This window comes from Geodermatophilus amargosae, assembly GCF_041028265.1.
GTDB classification, from domain to species: domain Bacteria; phylum Actinomycetota; class Actinomycetes; order Mycobacteriales; family Geodermatophilaceae; genus Geodermatophilus; species Geodermatophilus amargosae_A.
Genome location: NZ_JABGCW010000013.1, coordinates 89,386 through 105,804, shown reverse-complemented (window position 1 = coordinate 105,804; position 16,419 = coordinate 89,386). Strand labels below are relative to the sequence as shown.

At 76.3% G+C, this 16,419-nt stretch carries 16 protein-coding genes; 12 read left to right on the top strand and 4 right to left on the bottom strand.

Annotation, left to right across the window (positions count from 1 at the left end; genetic code table 11):
• The first annotated feature begins 62 nt into the window (after window positions 1-62).
• The 3 genes from HLV61_RS16425 (at window position 63) to HLV61_RS16415 (ending at window position 3,902) form a co-directional block, all read left to right on the top strand.
• A complete protein-coding gene (locus tag HLV61_RS16425) occupies window positions 63-1,685 on the top strand; it encodes a CYTH and CHAD domain-containing protein (RefSeq protein WP_369257313.1) in 1,623 nt (540 codons plus the stop codon).
• Between the two features lie 161 nt (window positions 1,686-1,846).
• Window positions 1,847-3,097: a metallophosphoesterase gene (locus tag HLV61_RS16420; RefSeq protein WP_369257311.1), complete on the top strand. Its 1,251-nt coding sequence runs from the start codon at window positions 1,847-1,849 to the stop codon at window positions 3,095-3,097.
• 64 nt (window positions 3,098-3,161) lie between these two features.
• Window positions 3,162-3,902, top strand: a complete 741-nt coding sequence (locus HLV61_RS16415; protein ID WP_369257309.1) for a GntR family transcriptional regulator — start codon at window positions 3,162-3,164, stop codon at window positions 3,900-3,902.
• Here HLV61_RS16415 and HLV61_RS16410 read toward each other — a convergent pair.
• The gene (locus HLV61_RS16410) at window positions 3,889-5,022 is read right to left on the bottom strand and encodes a phosphotransferase (RefSeq protein WP_369257307.1); all 1,134 of its coding nucleotides are present in this window, start codon (window positions 5,020-5,022) and stop codon (window positions 3,889-3,891) included. The genes HLV61_RS16415 and HLV61_RS16410 overlap by 14 nt on opposite strands.
• A 162-nt stretch (window positions 5,023-5,184) precedes the next feature.
• Here HLV61_RS16410 and HLV61_RS16405 point away from each other — a divergent pair, with 162 nt between their 5' ends.
• The 3 genes from HLV61_RS16405 to HLV61_RS16395 all read left to right on the top strand — a co-directional run bounded on the left by HLV61_RS16405 (window position 5,185) and on the right by HLV61_RS16395 (window position 6,492).
• Window positions 5,185-5,655: a MarR family winged helix-turn-helix transcriptional regulator gene (locus tag HLV61_RS16405; RefSeq protein ID WP_369257305.1), complete on the top strand. Its 471-nt coding sequence runs from the start codon at window positions 5,185-5,187 to the stop codon at window positions 5,653-5,655.
• Window positions 5,652-6,113, top strand: coding sequence for an SRPBCC family protein (locus HLV61_RS16400; protein ID WP_369257303.1), 462 nt, complete (start codon window positions 5,652-5,654; stop codon window positions 6,111-6,113). The genes HLV61_RS16405 and HLV61_RS16400 overlap by 4 nt, the downstream gene beginning before the upstream one ends.
• 115 nt (window positions 6,114-6,228) lie before the next feature.
• Window positions 6,229-6,492 (top strand): GlsB/YeaQ/YmgE family stress response membrane protein, encoded by a 264-nt coding sequence (locus tag HLV61_RS16395; RefSeq protein ID WP_369257301.1) that lies wholly within the window; start codon window positions 6,229-6,231, stop codon window positions 6,490-6,492.
• Between the two features lie 24 nt (window positions 6,493-6,516).
• Here HLV61_RS16395 and HLV61_RS16390 read toward each other — a convergent pair whose 3' ends face one another.
• On the bottom strand, window positions 6,517-7,155 hold the full coding sequence (locus HLV61_RS16390) for an MBL fold metallo-hydrolase (protein WP_369257299.1): 639 nt from the start codon (window positions 7,153-7,155) through the stop codon (window positions 6,517-6,519).
• A gap of 119 nt (window positions 7,156-7,274) precedes the next feature.
• Between HLV61_RS16390 and HLV61_RS16385 the strand changes: the two genes are divergently transcribed.
• On the top strand, window positions 7,275-7,541 hold the full coding sequence (locus HLV61_RS16385) for a hypothetical protein (RefSeq protein ID WP_369257297.1): 267 nt from the start codon (window positions 7,275-7,277) through the stop codon (window positions 7,539-7,541).
• Window positions 7,542-7,637: 96 nt separating this feature from the next.
• Here HLV61_RS16385 and HLV61_RS16380 read toward each other — a convergent pair whose 3' ends face one another.
• A complete protein-coding gene (locus HLV61_RS16380) occupies window positions 7,638-8,435 on the bottom strand; it encodes an enoyl-CoA hydratase-related protein (RefSeq protein ID WP_369257295.1) in 798 nt (265 codons plus the stop codon).
• 140 nt (window positions 8,436-8,575) lie between these two features.
• On the opposite strand from HLV61_RS16380, the gene efeU reads away from it, so the two are divergent.
• The 5 genes from efeU (at window position 8,576) to HLV61_RS16355 (ending at window position 15,634) form a co-directional block, all read left to right on the top strand.
• Entirely contained in the window at window positions 8,576-9,523 is a 948-nt protein-coding gene (efeU, locus tag HLV61_RS16375) for an iron uptake transporter permease EfeU (protein WP_369257293.1), read from the top strand.
• Window positions 9,516-10,661: an iron uptake system protein EfeO gene (gene efeO / locus HLV61_RS16370; protein ID WP_369257291.1), complete on the top strand. Its 1,146-nt coding sequence runs from the start codon at window positions 9,516-9,518 to the stop codon at window positions 10,659-10,661. Before efeU ends, efeO begins: the two co-directional genes overlap by 8 nt.
• Window positions 10,662-10,755: 94 nt before the next feature.
• On the top strand, window positions 10,756-12,063 hold the full coding sequence (efeB, locus tag HLV61_RS16365; protein WP_369257289.1) for an iron uptake transporter deferrochelatase/peroxidase subunit: 1,308 nt from the start codon (window positions 10,756-10,758) through the stop codon (window positions 12,061-12,063).
• A 258-nt stretch (window positions 12,064-12,321) separates the two neighbouring features.
• Window positions 12,322-14,055 carry a protein kinase domain-containing protein gene (locus HLV61_RS16360; protein ID WP_369257287.1) on the top strand — a complete coding sequence of 578 codons (1,734 nt, stop codon included), beginning with the start codon at window positions 12,322-12,324 and terminating at the stop codon, window positions 14,053-14,055.
• A 19-nt stretch (window positions 14,056-14,074) separates the two neighbouring features.
• Window positions 14,075-15,634: a protein kinase domain-containing protein gene (locus HLV61_RS16355; protein ID WP_369257285.1), complete on the top strand. Its 1,560-nt coding sequence runs from the start codon at window positions 14,075-14,077 to the stop codon at window positions 15,632-15,634.
• Window positions 15,635-15,667: 33 nt separating this feature from the next.
• Here HLV61_RS16355 and HLV61_RS16350 read toward each other — a convergent pair whose 3' ends face one another.
• On the bottom strand, window positions 15,668-16,411 hold the full coding sequence (locus tag HLV61_RS16350; protein ID WP_369257284.1) for a hypothetical protein: 744 nt from the start codon (window positions 16,409-16,411) through the stop codon (window positions 15,668-15,670).
• Window positions 16,412-16,419: the final 8 nt, after the last annotated feature.

Below are 16,419 nucleotides of genomic sequence, written 5' to 3'. Positions count from 1 at the left end.
AGTGCCGCGACACCCCTGGCACGCCTACGGTCGATCCCGACGATCACGACGAGGAGGCCGACGTGGGCAGCGGACAGATCGAGGTCGAGCGCAAGTTCGAGGCCGGACCGGACGTCGTCCTGCCCGACCTGACGACCGTGGACGGCGTGACGTCGGTCGGGGGCCCGGTCACCCACGAGCTCGACGCCACCTACTACGACACCCCGGACCTGCGTCTGGCCCGCTCCCGGATCACCCTGCGCCGGCGCACCGGCGGCACCGACGCCGGCTGGCACCTCAAGCTGCCGACCGCCGTCGCCGGCTCCCGCCGGGAGCTGCACGCGCCGCTGGGCACCCGGCGCACGCTCGTGCCCCGCGCGGTCACCGAGCCGGTGACCGCCGTGCTCCGCGGCGTCCGGCCGGGACCGGTGGCCACCCTGCAGACGACGCGGCAGGTCACCCACCTGCTCGGCGACGGCGGCACGGTGCTCGCCGAGGTCGCCGTGGACACGGTGACCGGTACGGCGCTGGCGCCCGACCCCGAGACCCCCGCGACCGTCACGACCTGGCGCGAGATCGAGGTGGAGCTCGTCGAGGGGGACGAGGCGCTGCTCGACGGCGTCACCGCGGCCCTGGCCGGCGTCGGCATCCGCCCCTCCGACGTGCCCTCCAAGCTCACCCGCGTGCTCGCCGACCGGCTGGCGGCGGTGACCCCGGTGCCCGCCGCCCCGCCCGCCGCGGACGCGGGTGCGCAGGGCGGGAAGAAGGGCAGGAAGGGCAGGAGGAAGCAGGCGGAGGCCTCCGGGCCGACCGCCGCCGCGGCCGTGCTCGGCGCCCTGCGCAACCAGGTCCGGGCGCTGCAGACCGCCGACATCGGCGTCCGCACCGGCGACCCCGAGGGCGTGCACGACCTGCGCGTGGCCTGCCGCCGGCTGCGCAGCATCCTCGCCGCGTTCCGGTCCGTCCTCGACCGCACCGCCACCGACCCCGTGCGCGACGAGCTGCAGTGGATCGGCGCCGCGCTCTCCGGCGCCCGCGACGGCGAGGTGGCCCTCGAGCACCTGAAGTCCGTCGTGGCCGCCCAGCCGGTCGTGCTGGTCCGCGGCCCGGTGGCCGCACGGCTGCAGCAGACCGAGGTCGCCGACGTCGAGCGGGGCCGCAAGGCGGCGGTGCGGGCGCTGTCGGACAAGCGGCACCTGGCGCTGCTCGACACGCTCGACGCCCTGCTGACCGACCCGCCGCTGGCCGGAGCCGCCGGTGAGCCCGCGCGCACCGTCCTCGCCGACGCCGTCAAGCGCAGCGGGAAGCGGCTGCAGGCGCGCATCGACGAGTCACGGGCGCACGAGGCCGACGACCCGGGCGCCCACGAGGAGGAGTCCGAGCACGCCCTGCACGAGGTGCGGAAGGCGGCCAAGCGGGTCCGGTACACCGCCGAGGTGGCCGCGTCGCTGCTCGGGGCGCCGGCCGAGGCCCTGGTGGCCTGCATGAAGGAGGTGCAGGACGTGCTCGGCGAGGCCCAGGACACCGTCGTCGCCCGGCAGTGGTGCGTGCGGCTGGCCACCGCCGCCGTCGGGGCGGGGGAGGACACGTTCACCTACGGCCGGCTGCACGCGCTGGAGGAGATGCGCGCCGAGCACGCCGACCAGCGCTTCTGGGCGCTCGAGCCCACCCTGCGTGCCGCGGTGAAGGCGGCCGCGAGGGCCTGACCGGGCGTACCGGCCGGCCCGGACGGGAACGTCCGGGCCGGGCCGAACGTCTCCCCTGACCGGGGCCGTCCCCGCCTCCACACCCCCGAGCCGGAACGAGGCCCGTCCTGTCCCTGATCGCGCTGCTGGGTTTCGGCACGGTCGTCCTGGTCGCCCTGCTGGTGCTCCACGGCTACCTCTGGTGGCGCCTGGTCCGCGGCACCACCCGGCCGGGACGGGCGCGGCGGCTGCTCACCTGGCTCACCGTCGTCCTGCTCCTGCTGCCCGCCGCCGCGGTGCTGCTGCGCCGCACCCTGTCCCTGGAGGCACAGGAGCCCCTGGCCTGGGTGGGCTTCACCTGGCTCGGCATCGCCTTCTACGCCTTCCTCACGCTGCTCGCCCTCGAGCCGGTGCGGCTGCTGCTGCGCCGGTGGTCCCGCCATGACGACGCAGTGGGAAGCCGCCCTGCGGGGCGTTCCGCCGGATGGGGCCCGGAGGCCTCCGCGAGGGAGGACGGGAGCGGCTCCACGCTGCTGGGGGACGGCACCGGGCCGCGGCGCGATCCGGAGGATCGCGTCGTCGTCGACCCCGCCCGGCGCCTGTTCCTCGCCCGCTCCCTCGCGGTCACTGCCGGCGCGGTGGCGCTCGGCACGGCGGGCACCGGCCTCTACCTGGCCAACTCCGCCCCGGTCGTGCGGCGCGTGCCGATCACCCTGCCCCGGCTGGACCCGGCCCTCGACGGGCTGCGCATCGTCACCTTCTCCGACGGCCACCTCTCGGCCACCTACGGCGGGCGGCGCTTCGAGCGGCTGGTCGAGACGGTGAACGCCCAGCGTCCCGACGTCGTCGCGATCGTCGGCGACCTGGTCGACGGCGAGGTCGACGAGCTCCGCGAGGAGGTGGCCCCGTTGGCGGACCTGGTGAGCGATCAGGGCGTCTACTTCGTCACCGGCAACCACGAGTACTTCGTCGACACCACCGCGTGGCTGCGGCACCTGTCCAGCCTCGGCGTCGACGTGCTGCGCAACGAGCGGGTCCCGATCACCCGCGGCGGCGCCTCCTTCGACCTCGCCGGCGTCGACGACCGCACCGCGGCGTCCTCCGGCCTCCCGGGCCACGGTGCGAGCGTCGACGCCGCCCTCGACGGCCGCGACGACGCCGTCCCGGTGGTGCTGATGGCCCACCAGCCGGTGCAGGTCGAGCAGGCGCGGGCCGCCGGGGTGGACCTGCAGCTGTCCGGTCACACGCACGGCGGGCAGCTGTGGCCCTTCGACTACGCCATCCGGCTCGACCAGCCCGCCGTCGAGGGGCTGTCCCGGCACGGCGACACGCAGCTCTACGTCACCTCCGGCGCCGGCTACTGGGGTCCGCCGATGCGGATCGGCGCCCGCCCGGAGGTCACCGTGGTGGAACTCCGGGCACCGCGCGGGTGAACGCGAGAGACGTCTCATACGACATGACGTCCGCAGACGTCTTCCCCCGCCTAGGCTGGCGGCCGTGACGGCAGCGACGGCGGGACCGAAGTACCTCTCGGTCCGGGAACACCTCCGCCGCCGCGTGGCCGCGATGCCGGAGGGCGCCCTGCTGCCCCCCGAGCCCACGCTGTGCGCGGAGTACGGCGTCAGCCGGATCACCCTGCGCCGCGCCGTCGACGGGCTGGTCGCCGACGGCCACCTCGTCCGCGAGCAGGGCCGGGGCACCTACGTCACCCGGCCGGCCATCCGGCACGAGTACCGCGAGAGCTTCGTCCACCGCATCGCCGGCTGGAGCTCGGTGATGGCCGAGCAGGGCGCGCAGGTGGGCACCGCGGTCCTGCAGCAGCGGGTGGTCCCCGCGCCCGCGACGGTCGCCGCCGAGCTCTCCCTCGACGTCGCCGAGGACGTCGTCGAGCTCGAGCGGCTCCGCAGCGTCGACGGCGCGCCCAACCACGTCGCGCACAGCTTCCTGCCCGCGGAGCGCTACCCGCGGGCCGCCGAGGAGGACTTCAGCGAGGGCTCGCTGTACGACTTCCTCCGGCGGGAGTACGGCGCCGACCTCGCGCACGCCCGCATCGTCGTCGACGTCGGCACCGCCGCGCCCGACGAGGCCGACCTGCTGCGGATCCCCGCCGGCTCCCCGCTGCTCGTCGTCCGCACCACCGTGCGCGACAGCGCGGGGAACCCGCTGGTGCACAGCTTCTCCCGGCTGCGGCCCGACGTGAGCCAGGTCGAGTTCGAGGTCTCGGTCACCGGCCGCTGAGCGGTGCCGGCCGGCGCTGCAGGTCCAGCACCATCCGCACGAAGCCGGCCCGCTCGACGGCGTGGGCGAGCAGCTCGTCGGTGACCGGTGCCCCCAGGTGGTCCAGCGGCAGGCTGGTGCACGGGTACCGGATGAGCGCCGCGGCGACCGCGGCGCGGTACAGCCGGTCGGCGGGCACCTCGAGCCCCTCGGCCGCCAGCCCGTCGGCGTGGGCGGCGACGGCGGCCTCGAGCAGCTCGGGCACCTCGTCGGCCGGCGCGGTCCCGGCCTCGGCCCGGCCGAAGACCAGCGGGACGACGTCGAACCCGGCCGGCGCCGGCGTGGCGGTGCCCCAGTCGAGCAGCACGAACGTGCCCGGCTCGGCCGGAGGGCGCAGGAGGTTGGCCGGGGTCGCGTCCCCGTGCGCGGGCAGCTCGGGCACGCAGCCCAGCTCGCCGACCAGGTCGGGCACGCGGCCGGCCAACGCCGCCAGGTCGGGACGCAGCCCGGCCACCTCGGGCAGGCACATCGCCGGGTGCGTCCACGTGTCGTCCGCGGCCAGCAGCGGCAGCGCGTAGCGACCCAGCCGGTTGGCGACGTAGTTGCCCAGGAAGGAGTCGCAGGGCACCGCGATCCGCGGCTCGCCCCGGCGCCGGGCCGCCGCGCGGCCCAGTGCGGTGGCCGCCTGCCGGACGTCGTCGGCGGTCCACGGCCGGTCGGTCGTCCCGACGTCCTCCAGCCACAGGGTGACCCGCTCGCCGGGACCCTCCTGGGCGTGGACGAGGGCCGGCATCCGCAGCCCGGGCGGCAGCGAGGCCGCCGTGCGGGAGGTGTAGACGTCGGCCTCGGTCCGCCAGGGGATCTGCGAGTCGATGTAGGCCCGGACCGGAGGGGGGATCTCCGGCGGGAGCCCCTCGATCGCCCGCTGCAGCTCCTTGGCCACCAGGGACAGGGGCACCGGCCCGCCGGCGTCCCGGGCGCGGACGGTGACGCGGGTCAGCGCCCGGGTGGTGGGCGCGGAGATGCGGTGCCGGATCGGCGTCGCCGTGACGTCGTCGACGGTCAGCCCGGGCCGGCCGGTCCAGCGCCGCAGGTCGGGCAGGAGGTCTCCGATGGTGGTCCCGCCGGGGAGCGGGGTCACCGCGGACGCCGGGCGCGCGGGCGGCGCATGTGGAGGGGACGGGGGTGGAGGGGACGGGGGTGGAGGGGACGGAACAGCGCCGAGAAGGGGGAGGTCGTCATCGCGGGGCTCCGTGGGAGGATGGTCAAGCCGCTTGTCTGACCTCCGAGATGGTGAAGCAGCTTGTCCGACCCTGTCAACGGAGAACCCCCCGTCCCCGTCACCGCCCTGCTCGAGCAGGCGATGACGCGGATCCGCGACGACCTCTACGCCCTGAGCGACGCGCGCTTCCCGGGCCTGCGGATGCGGCACTACCGGCTGCTGGCCATGCTGCCGCCCGACGGGGAGCGGCTCAGCCGTCTGGCCACGCACAGCGGCCTGACCAAGCAGGCGCTGGCCCAGGCGCTGGCCCCGCTGGAGGCCGGCGGGTACGTCGAGGTCCTGCCGGACCCCTCCGACGGGCGGGCCCGGCTGGTCCGCCTCACCCACCGGGGCCGCGAGGCCGACGAGGCGGTGCGCGGGCGGCTGGACGCCGTCGAGCGGGACTGGGCGCGCCGGGTGGGGGAGGAGCGCTACGCCGTGGCCCGGGCCGTCCTGGCCGACCTCGCACCTGGTCCGGCCGGATCGCCCGCGCCGGTTACCGTCGAGGCGTGACGACGGCCAGCGGGACCCGGGAGGTGGCCGCCCCGCGCAGCCGGGTGTGGCGGGCGCTGGCCGTGCTGGAGCCCTACTGCGCGGTGTGCGACGTCTCCTACGTCGTCGCGGGCGAGCGGTCCGGGGCCGGTGCCCGGTTCGTCTGCGTGCCCGGCCGGCTGGCCGGCGACGAGAGCCCGCGCGAGGGCGCCCCACGCGGTGAGATCGTCGAGTGGGAGCCCGAGCGGGTGGTCGCCACGAGGCTGGAGCTGACCCCCGAGACGTGGACGACGCGGATCGAGCTCGCCGACGCGGGCGCCGACCTCACCCGGGTGACCATCACGCTCACCCATGCGCCGCGGCGGCCCCGGCTGGCCGACCGGCTGGCCCGCCGGGCGATGCAGCAGCTGGTCCAGCGCACGGTCGACGGCGAGCTGGACAAGCTCCCGGCGCACGTGGAGCAGGTCACCGCGGGGTGATCTCCGTCCCTCCTCCGGGGGGTGCGCGCGTCAGTGCTGCCGGGACGGGTAGGGGAGCGGCAGGAGTGCCCGGCGACCGGCCGGGTGCCACATCCCCTCAAGTGGAGGTCTCGTCGTGATCGGTTTCCTCGTTGCCGGCCTCGTCATCGGTGCCCTGGCCCGGCTGATCGTCCCGGGCAAGCAGCACCTCGGCATCCTGGCCACCCTGGCCCTGGGTCTGGTCGGCTCGCTCATCGGCGGGCTGATCGCCCAGTTCTTCGGCACCGGCGACATCTGGGAGCTCAACGTCCTGGGCTTCGTCCTGGCCGTCGTCGCCGCCGTCCTGCTGATCGGTGTCGCCGAGGCCGTCTCCGGCCGCTCGCGCCGCCCCGTCCGCTGACGTCCGCGGGGGAGTCGGCCGGGCTCAGAGCTCGACCGACTCCCCTGGGGCCAGCCGGCCGTAGGGGGTGGGGGTCCCCGGGCCGCGCTCACCGAGCAGCCCGCCCATCAGCCCCAGACCCGTGTCGTTGAGCAGTCCGTCGTGCAGGGCCCACGCCTGGTCGGCGTCGACCGCCCGCACGTAGTCGATGACCTCCGACGCCTTGCACCACGGGGCGTGCAGCGGCACCAGCAGCGTGGCCACCGGCGTCCCCGGCACCGTGAAGGCGTCCCCGGGGTGGAAGACCAGGCCGCCGACCAGGAAGCCGATGTTGCGCACCCGTGGCAGCTCCGGGTGGACCACCTCGTGCCACTCGCCGTGCACCTGCACGTCGAACCCCGCGACGGTCACCGCGTCGCCGTCGCCCACGGCGTGCACCCGCCCGTCCGCGCCCCCGAGCTGGTCCGCGACGGACCGGTTCGTCCACACCTCGAGCGCCGGGTCGGCGTCCATCGCCACTCGCAGCCGGTCGGGCTGCACGTGGTCGACGTGCTCGTGCGTCACCAGGACCGCGGAGGCGCCGTCGAGCACCGCGGGGTCGGTGAAGGCGCCGGGGTCGATGACGAGCCGCCGGTCGCCGTCGCTGATCACGACGCAGGCGTGCCCGTGCTTCGTCAGCTCCATGACGTCAGCTCCATGAGCGCATCCTGCCGCCGCGGCCGCGCGGCCGCCGCGTCACCCGGACGGGTGAGCGGCGCGCTGCCCGGCTGACCCGGCGCCGGGGGCCTGCCGACCTCCCTGGCATGGCCCCCCTCGCTGACGCCCGCGCCGCCTCGACCGCCCCCACCGCGTTCGCCGCCACGACCCACGCCGCCGCTCGCAGCCGCGCCCACGGCCCGACCGCCGCCCTGTGGCACGCCGTCGAACTGCACCGCCCCGCCGCCGAGGTCGACGGCGCCTGCGAGCTCACCCTCTGCGGCACGCTGGCCCGCGTCTCGCTCGACGAGGAGTGGCCGACGTCGGCCCGCGACGTCTGCGTCCCCTGCGTCGTCCTCGCCGGCGGTCGCTGAGCTCCCCGCCCGCCGAGCCACGGCCCCGCTGAGCCACGGCCCGGCTGAGCCACGGCCCGGCTGAGCCACGGCCCCGCCGAGCCGCAGGCCCCCGGGTCAGCGGCCGGTGAACCGGGGCGGCCGCTTGGCGAGGAAGGCCTCGACCGCCTCGGCGTGGTCGGCGGTGCCGCCCAGCTCGGTCTGCAGCCGGGCCTCGAGCGCGAGCGTCGCCTCCAGCGAGTCGGTCGGCGCGGTGGCCAGCACCGTCTTCACCGCCCGGTAGGCCGCCGTGGGCCCGGCCGCGAGCCGCTCGGCCAGGGCCCGCGCCTCGCCGGCCACCTGGTCGGCCTCGACCACCCGGTGCACCAGACCCCACTGCAGGGCGGTCTCGGCCGGGAATGCGTCCGGCAGCAGCAGCAGCTCGGTGGCGCGCGCGACGCCCACGTTGTGCACGAGCCGGGCGGCCAGCGCCGAGTCGCTGGACAGGCCGATGCCGGTGAACGCCGTCGTGAACTTGGCGCCGGCGGCGGCGACCCGAAGGTCGCCGGCCATCGCCAGTCCCAGGCCGGCGCCGGCGCACGCCCCGTTGATCCCGACGACCACCGGCACCCGCAGCGCGGACAGCGCCAGGACCAGCGGGTTGTACTCGTCCTCGACCACCGACAGGGAGGTCGCCGCGTCCCCGCGCAGCGACTCGACGTGCTCGCCGAGGTCCTGGCCCACGCAGAACGCGCGGCCGGTGCCGGTGAGGAACACGGCGCGCACCGACCCGTCACCGGCGATCCCCTGCACCACCTCGAGCAGCTCGCGGCGCATCGCCCGGGAGATCCCCGGCTTCTGCAGCGTGACCGTCGCGACGCCCCCGGCGTCCTCGCGGGTCACCGTGGTGGCCGTTCCCGTCGTCGTCTCGGACATGGGTGCACCCTGCCACGGGCCCCGGTGCGGACGGGGGCGTCCCGGCCGCGGGGCTGGCCGGATCCGTCCCGGCGAGTAAGGTGTGCCTGCCCTCACTGCCGGATGCGGGGGCCACTCCGCTCCCGACAGATGGGTCAGTCATGGGCCAGGCGTTCCTCGCCAGCTACCTCATCGGCCTCCGTGAGGGCCTCGAGGCCACCCTGGTGGTCAGCATCCTGGTCGCCTACCTGGTCAAGTCCGGCCGGCGCCGTCAGCTGCTGCCCCTGTGGGCCGGCGTGGTCGCCGCCGTCGTGCTGTCGGTGCTCTTCGGTGCCCTGCTCACCTACACCCGGACCACGCTGCTGGCCGACTACCGCTCCCGCGAGCTGTTCGAGGCGATCACCTCGGTGCTCGCCGTCGCGCTGGTCACCTGGATGGTCTTCTGGATGCGGCGCACCGCGCGCCGGCTCAAGGGCGACCTGACCGGGAAGCTGGAGGCCGCGATCGGCGTCGGCACGCTCGCCGTCGCCGGGATCGCCTTCCTCTCCGTGGTCCGCGAGGGCCTGGAGACGACGCTGCTCTTCTACGCCGCCGCCCAGGGCGCCACCACGACGGCGACCCCGCTGATCGCGATCTCCGCCGGCGTCCTCACCGCCGTCGTCATCGGCATCGGCCTCTACGCCGGCGCCATCCGGATCGACCTGTCGCGGTTCTTCACCGTCAGCGGCGTCCTGCTGGTCTTCGTCGCCGCCGGGATCCTCAAGTACGGCATCCACGACTTCCAGGAGGCCGGCGTCCTGCCCGGTCTCGACGTCCTGGCCTTCGACATCTCCGGCGTCCTCGACCCGAACAGCTGGTACGGCGCCACGATCGCCGGGATCCTCAACATCACCGCGGCGCCCACGGTGCTGGAGATGGTCACCTACGTCGCCTACCTGCTGCCGGTCCTCGTCGCCTTCCTCTGGCCGGCCCGCACCCCCGCGGTCATCCCGGCCCCCGCGCCCGCCCCCGCGCCGAACGTGGTCGCGGACGCCTCCCCGCCCGCCGGCGCCACCCCGGCCCGGATCCCCTCCTCGCAGTCGGAGACCACCCAGCATGTCCGTGCGTGACCGCCGCCTCCCCCTCCTCACCGCGGGCCTGCTGGCCGCGCTGACGACCGCCGCCTGCAGCAGCCCCGACACCGGGTCCGGCGGCGCCTCGGGGGGGCAGGCCGCCGAGACCGTCCCCGTCGCCGCGTCCGACGACGCCTGCGACGTCGCCAGCAGCGAGCTGCCCGCCGGCACGCACCAGTTCCAGGTGACCAACTCCGGCAGCCAGGTCACCGAGTTCTACGTCTACGCCGACGGCGACCGGGTGATGGGCGAGGTCGAGAACATCGCTCCCGGCCTGACCCGCGAGCTGCTCGTCGAGCTGCCCGCCGGCGCCTACGAGGCGGCCTGCAAGCCCGGGATGATCGGCGACGGCATCCGCAGCGACCTCACCATCACCGGCGAGGCGGTCCAGCTGTCGGAGGACGAGACCCTCGCCCAGGCCGGCGCCGACTACCAGCGGTACGTGCAGAGCCAGACCGGCGCCCTGCTCGAGCAGACCACCGCCTTCGTCGACGCGGTGAAGGCCGGCGACGTCGAGGGCGCCAAGGCGCTGTTCCCGGTCGCGCGCACCTACTGGGAGCGCATCGAGCCCGTCGCGGAGGTCTTCGGTGACCTGGACCCGCTCATCGACGGCCGCGAGGGCGACCAGGCCGAGGGGGAGGACTTCACCGGCTACCACCGCATCGAGCAGGCGCTGTGGGTCGGCAACACCACAGAGGGCATGACCCCCTACGCCGACCAGCTGCTGGCGAACGTCCAGGAGATCGTCGACCTGGCCAACGAGACGACGCTGGAGCCGCTGCAGCTGGCCAACGGCGCCAAGGCCCTCCTCGACGAGATCGCCACGGGCAAGATCACCGGCGAGGAGGACCGCTACTCGCACACCGACCTGTGGGACTTCTCCGCCAACCTCGAGGGCTCGGAGGCCGCCGTCCAGGCGCTGCGCCCCTACCTCGAGGAGGCCGATCCCGACCTGGTCGCCGAGATCGACGAGCGCTTCGCCGCCACCGAGGCCGAGCTCGAGCAGTACCGCACCGACGGCGGCTGGACGCTGCACGACCAGCTCACCGAGGACCAGCTGCAGGGGCTGTCGGACAGCATCACCGCGCTGTCGGAGTCGGTCAGCCAGGTCGCGGCGGTCGTCGCCGACCAGTGACCCGCGCGACACCGGCGCCGGGACGCGCCGGTGTCCGCGGGGCGTTGGGACCGAGGACGCCGTCCCACCCGCGAGGGAGCACTGATCCCAGGACATGACGGAACCGACCGCTGAGCAGCCGGCCCCGCAGCAGCGGACGGCCGGGTTGTCCCGCCGCCGCCTGCTGGGCGCCTTCGGCGCCGGCACCGCCGGTGTCCTCGCCGCGGGTGCGGCCGGCGGCGTCATCGGCCGCGCCACCGCGGACGACGCGCCCGCGGCCGCTGCCGCCCCGACCGACGCGGTGCCCTTCCACGGCGAGCACCAGGCCGGGATCGTCACGCCCGCCCAGGACCGGCTGCACTTCGTCGCCCTCGACGTCACCACCGACAGCCGCGAGGACCTCGTCCAGCTGCTCGAGGACTGGACCGAGGCCGCCCGGCGGATGACCGCGGGCCGCGACGCCGGCCCGGTCGGTGCGGTGGACGGGTCGCAGTACGCGCCGCCCGACGACACCGGCGAGGCGATCGGCCTGCCGCCGTCCGGGCTGACGGTCACCGTCGGGTTCGGGCCCACGCTGTTCACCACCGCCGACGGCACCGACCGCTTCGGCCTCGCCGCCCGCCGGCCCGCCCCCCTGGTCGAGCTGCCCGCGTTCGCCGGCGACCAGATCGACCCCGCGATCAGCGGCGGCGACCTGTGCCTCCAGGCCTGCGCCAACGACCCCCAGGTCGCCGTCCACGCGATCCGCAACCTGGTCCGCATCGGCGCCGGCGTGGTGAGCGTGCGCTGGTCGCAGCTGGGCTTCGGCCGGACGTCGTCGACCAGCACCGGGCAGGCCACCCCGCGCAACCTCTTCGGATTCAAGGACGGCACCGACAACCTCAAGGCCGAGAACGGCAGCGCGCTGGACCGCTTCGTCTGGGTGGGCGACGGGGACGCCGACTGGCTGCGCGGCGGCTCCTACCTGGTCACCCGGCGGATCCGGATGCTCATCGAGCCGTGGGACAGCTCCTCGCTCGACGAGCAGCAGCGCACCATCGGCCGCACCAAGGGCAGCGGCGCCCCGCTCGGCCAGCGGGCGGAGTTCGACCCGGTCGACTTCACCAAGCAGGTGGACGGCGAGTTCGCCGTCCCGGAGACCAGCCACGTGTTCCTGGCCCACCCGACCAACTCGGGCACGGCGATCCTGCGGCGCGGCTACAGCTTCGTCGACGGCTCCGACGGCCTCGGCCGGCTCGACGCGGGGCTCTTCTTCATCGCCTTCCAGCGTGACCCGGAGACCGGCTTCGTGCAGGTGCAGCGCAACCTGCGGCTCGACGCGATGAACGAGTACGTCCGGCACACCTCCTCGGCCGTCTTCGCCTGCCCGCCGGGCGTGCGTGACGACGGCGACTGGTGGGGCCGCGCACTGTTCGAGGCCTGAGGGCCCGGCGCCGGGGCCGGCCCCGGCCGTTCGCCCGGCCGGCCCCGGCCGTTCGCCCGGCCGGCCCCGGCGCGTCGTCCGGCCGCCCCCGGCGTGTCCCCGTGTCGATGCCGAGCCGTGACGCACGGGACTCCCCTGACGGGTGGTGCTGCTGGGAGTATGTGTGGTCTCGGAGGTCCCGGGCACCTCTGCGGACGGGGGCGGGCGTCCGGGATGGACGGCGCCGACAGCAGGGTCGGCAGTGATGGGAGCGGTCCCGTGGTGGAACCAGGTCGCCGGATGCTCGGTGACCGCTACGAGCTCACCGGGCTCATCGCCTCGGGCGGCATGGGACAGGTCTGGCGCGGCACCGACGAGCTGCTGCACCGGCCCGTCGCGGTCAAGGTCCTGCGCAGCGAGTACACCGGCGACCCGACCTTCCTCGCCCGCTTCCGGGCCGAGGCCCAGCACGCCGCCGCCCTGAACCACGCGAACATCGCCGCCGTCTACGACTACGGCGAGACCACCGCCCGGGACACGGCCGGGGACACCGGCGAGACGCTGGCCTACCTCGTCATGGAGCTGGTCGAGGGGGAGCCGCTGTCGGCGCTGCTGCGCCGCGAGGGCCGGCTGGACACCGCCACGACGCTGTCGGTCCTGGGCCAGACCGCCGCCGCGCTCGCCGAGGCGCACCGCGCCGGGCTCGTGCACCGCGACGTCAAGCCGGGCAACATCCTGGTCCGCGCCGACGGCAGCGTGAAGATCACCGACTTCGGGATCGCCTGGTCGGCCGGCAGCGTCCCGCTCACCCGGACCGGCCAGGTCATCGGCACGCCGCAGTACCTCTCACCGGAGCAGGCCGAGGGGCACCTGGCCACCCCGGCCAGTGACGTCTACGCCCTCGGCCTGGTCGGTTACGAGTGCCTCACCGGGCACCCGGCGTTCGAGGGCGACAACGCGGTCACCATCGCGCTCAAGCAGCTGCGCTCGGAGCCCGAGCCGCTGCCGGACACGTTGCCGGTCGACGTCCGCACGCTCATCCGCCGCGCGCTGTCGAAGGACCCGGCGGCCCGCATGGCCGACGGCGCCGCGTTCGTCGCGGCGGTCGAGGACGCCCGCGCCGGCCGGCTGCCGGCCTGGGAGCCGCCGCCCGCCGCGGTGTCATCCGCCGTGCCGTCCGCCGTCTCCCCAGGGGCCGACGCCGGCCCGCCCACCCAGGCCGCACCGGCCCCGGTCCTGCCGGGCGCCCGGGGGCCGCGGCGCAGCAGCCCGCCGCCTGCCCGCCGCCGGGCCGCGACCGTGCTCGTGCCGCTGCTGGCGCTGCTGCTCGGCGCGGGGCTGGCCGCCGTCGCCTTCTCCGCCCTGACCGAACCGTCGTCGCCGACCGTCGTCGCCGCGCAGACGCAGGAGAGCGACGAGGGCGTGGTGCTCGAGGCCGGCGACTACGTCGGCCGCCCGATCGACGACGTCGCCACCCAGCTGTCCGCGCTGGGCCTCGGGGTGGAGCGCCGCGAGCAGGTGACCGGCTCGGCCGTGCCGGGCAGGGTGCTCGCCGTCTCGCCCGAGGGCGTGCGGCTCGAGCCCGGTGACGACGTCGTCGTCACCTTCGCCGTGGCGCCGGCCCGCAGCCGCGGCACCGGCCCGTCCGCCCCCCGGGGCAGCGACGACGGCGGGGTCTCGGTCGTGACCGGGGACAGCGCGCCCGCGCCCGTGGTCGAGCCGGTCCCGCCCGCGCCCGCCCCGGCGACCGGGGGGACCGCTGCGACGACCACCGACGCCGCCGCGCCGACGTCCAGCACGGCGGCCGGCTCGTCGACGACGGGCGGGTCCACCCCGACCTCGTCCTCGACGTCGTCGACCGCGGCGGCGAGCACGAGCACGAGCACGACCGCCACGGCCACCAGCAGCACCGGTGCGCCGACGCCGACGTCGACGACGGCCACGGCCCCCACGGCCCCCACCACGACGTCCCCCACTGACGACCCGGCCGCGGCAGTATCGACCGGCAACTGACCCGGTCCGAGGAGGTGTGATGGGCGCGAGCCCCGTGCGACGCGTCGTCGGCGGCCGGTACGAGCTGCTCGGCCTCCTCGCCACCGGCGGCATGGGGCAGGTCTGGCGCGGGCGCGACGCGCTGCTGGACCGGCCGGTGGCGGTCAAGCTGCTGCGCGCCGAGTACACCGAGGACGAGACCGTCCGCAGCCGCTTCCGCACCGAGGCGCAGCTGGCCGGCCGGCTGCTGCACCGCAACATCGCCGCGCTGTACGACTACGGCGAGGCGGTGACCGACGACGGCGAGGTCGTCGCGCACCTGGTCATGGAGCTCGTCGACGGCGAGCCGCTGTCGACGCTGTTGGCCCGCGAGGGGCGGCTGCCTCCGGACCGGGTGCTCGACCTCGTCGGGCAGACCGCCGCCGCGCTGGCCGCCGCGCACGCCGCCGGGGTCGTGCACCGCGACGTCAAGCCGGGCAACGTCCTGGTCGGTGCCGACGGCGTCGTGCGGATCACCGACTTCGGCATCGCCTGGTCGGCCGGCAGCGCGCCGCTGACCCGCACCGGCCAGGTCGTGGGCACCGCCCACTACCTCGCGCCCGAGCAGGCCGCCGGCGGCAAGGCGGGGCCGGTCAGTGACGTGTACGCGCTCGGGATGGTGGCCTACGAGTGCCTCGCCGGGCGCCGCGCCTTCGACGGCGAGCACCCGGTGCAGATCGCGCTGCGGCAGATCCGCGACGAGCCCGACCCGCTGCCCGCCGACCTGCCCGCACCGGTGGTGGAGCTGGTGGACCGGATGCTGGTCAAGGACCCCGCAGGCCGGCTCGCCGACGGTGCCGCGGTGTGCGAGGCGGTGGCCGCCGTCCGTGCCGGCCGGGCCCTCCCGCCCGCGCCGGTGCCGGTCACCGCGCCCCTGCCGGCCGGCGTCGCCCCGGCTGCGGCCGGTCCGCCGCCGCGACCGCCGCACCGGGCCGGGCGGGCGCTCGTCGGCGTGGCCACCCTCGCGGTCGGCGCGGCCCTCGGCATCGGGGTCCTGCAGGTGACCGGGGCGGGTCAGGCGCCGGTGACGACCGCGGAGGCCGGTCCGACCTCCTCCGACGGCGGCATCGACGTCCGCCGCGCGGACCTCGTCGGCCGCTCCGCCGACGAGGTGGAGGAGCAGCTGGTCTCCGCCGGGCTGCGGGTGCGCCGCGTGGTGGTGGAGACCGCGGACGGGTCCCCGGGGCTCGTCACCGCGGTGACCCCCGTCGGCCGGCTGGACGCCGGGGACACGGTCACGCTGACCGCGGCCGCGGCCGTCCCGGCGCGGTCGCCGTCCCCCACCACGGCACCCTCCCCGGAGCCCGCTCCGGAGTCCGTGTCGGAACCCGCTCCGGAACCCGCCCCGGAGCCGCAGCCGTCCTGGCCGCCCGTCTGGCCGTCGGCACCGGCCGGCGCGGCGACGGAGGTGGCCGACCCGCTCCCGACCACGCCCCCGCCCGTCCCGGCGCCCGAGCCGGCCACCCCCACGACCGACGAGGTCCCGGGGAACGGCAACGGCGGTGCCAACGGCAACGCGGGAGGCAACGGGCGGGGCAACGGCTGGGGGCGCGCCGGCTGAGCCGCCGGCGCCCCCGCAGCCCCCAGCACGGCGTCAGCGACGGCGGCCGGGGACCAGCCAGACGGCGGCGGCGACCGCGGCGAGCGCCATGGTCAGCACGAACCCGCGGTCGGTGTCGGCGCGGGGGAGGACGACGAGTGCCCAGAACACCGCCAGACCGGTGAGCCCGGCCAGCGCGATCCGCTCGGCGCCGGCCGGCCGCAGCCGCAGCGCCGGCACCAGGCGCACCGCGGCGGCGACCCCGCCGAGGAGCGCGCACAGGGTGGCGAAGACCGACCACGCCGGCACGTCGCTCCACAGGGACGGGCCCTCCGGGCGCAGGAGCAGGCCGAGCTGGAGCAGCGCGAGGCCGAGCGCGGCCAGGCCCGCGGCCACCAGTGCGACGCGGTCCCGCGGCGCCCGCGGCGCCCGCGGTGCGCGGGGGGCGCGGGGGGCGGCCGGGGTCTCCGGCCGGGGTGCGGCGGCGGCCGGCGGGGGGACCGGGGGAGCGCCCAGTAGGGAGTCGAGCGGGCCGGTCGGCTGCGGGCCGCCCTGCTCGTGGGGAGCGTGCTGGGCGTGCGCCGGGTCCGCCGTCGTCGCCGGCTGGGGCGTGGTCACCGGATAGGCCGGCGCGGGCATGGCCGACGGCGGGAGGGTGGCGGGGGCGGTCACGGGGACGGCGGTGTGCCCCTCGGGATGCGGGCCGGCGTGCGCGGTGGCGCCCGCGGCGGTCGCACCCTCCCCGGTCACGGGGATCTCCTGGGTGCGGGGGGCGGCCGGCGGGGGCGAGGTGGTCACGGGTGCTC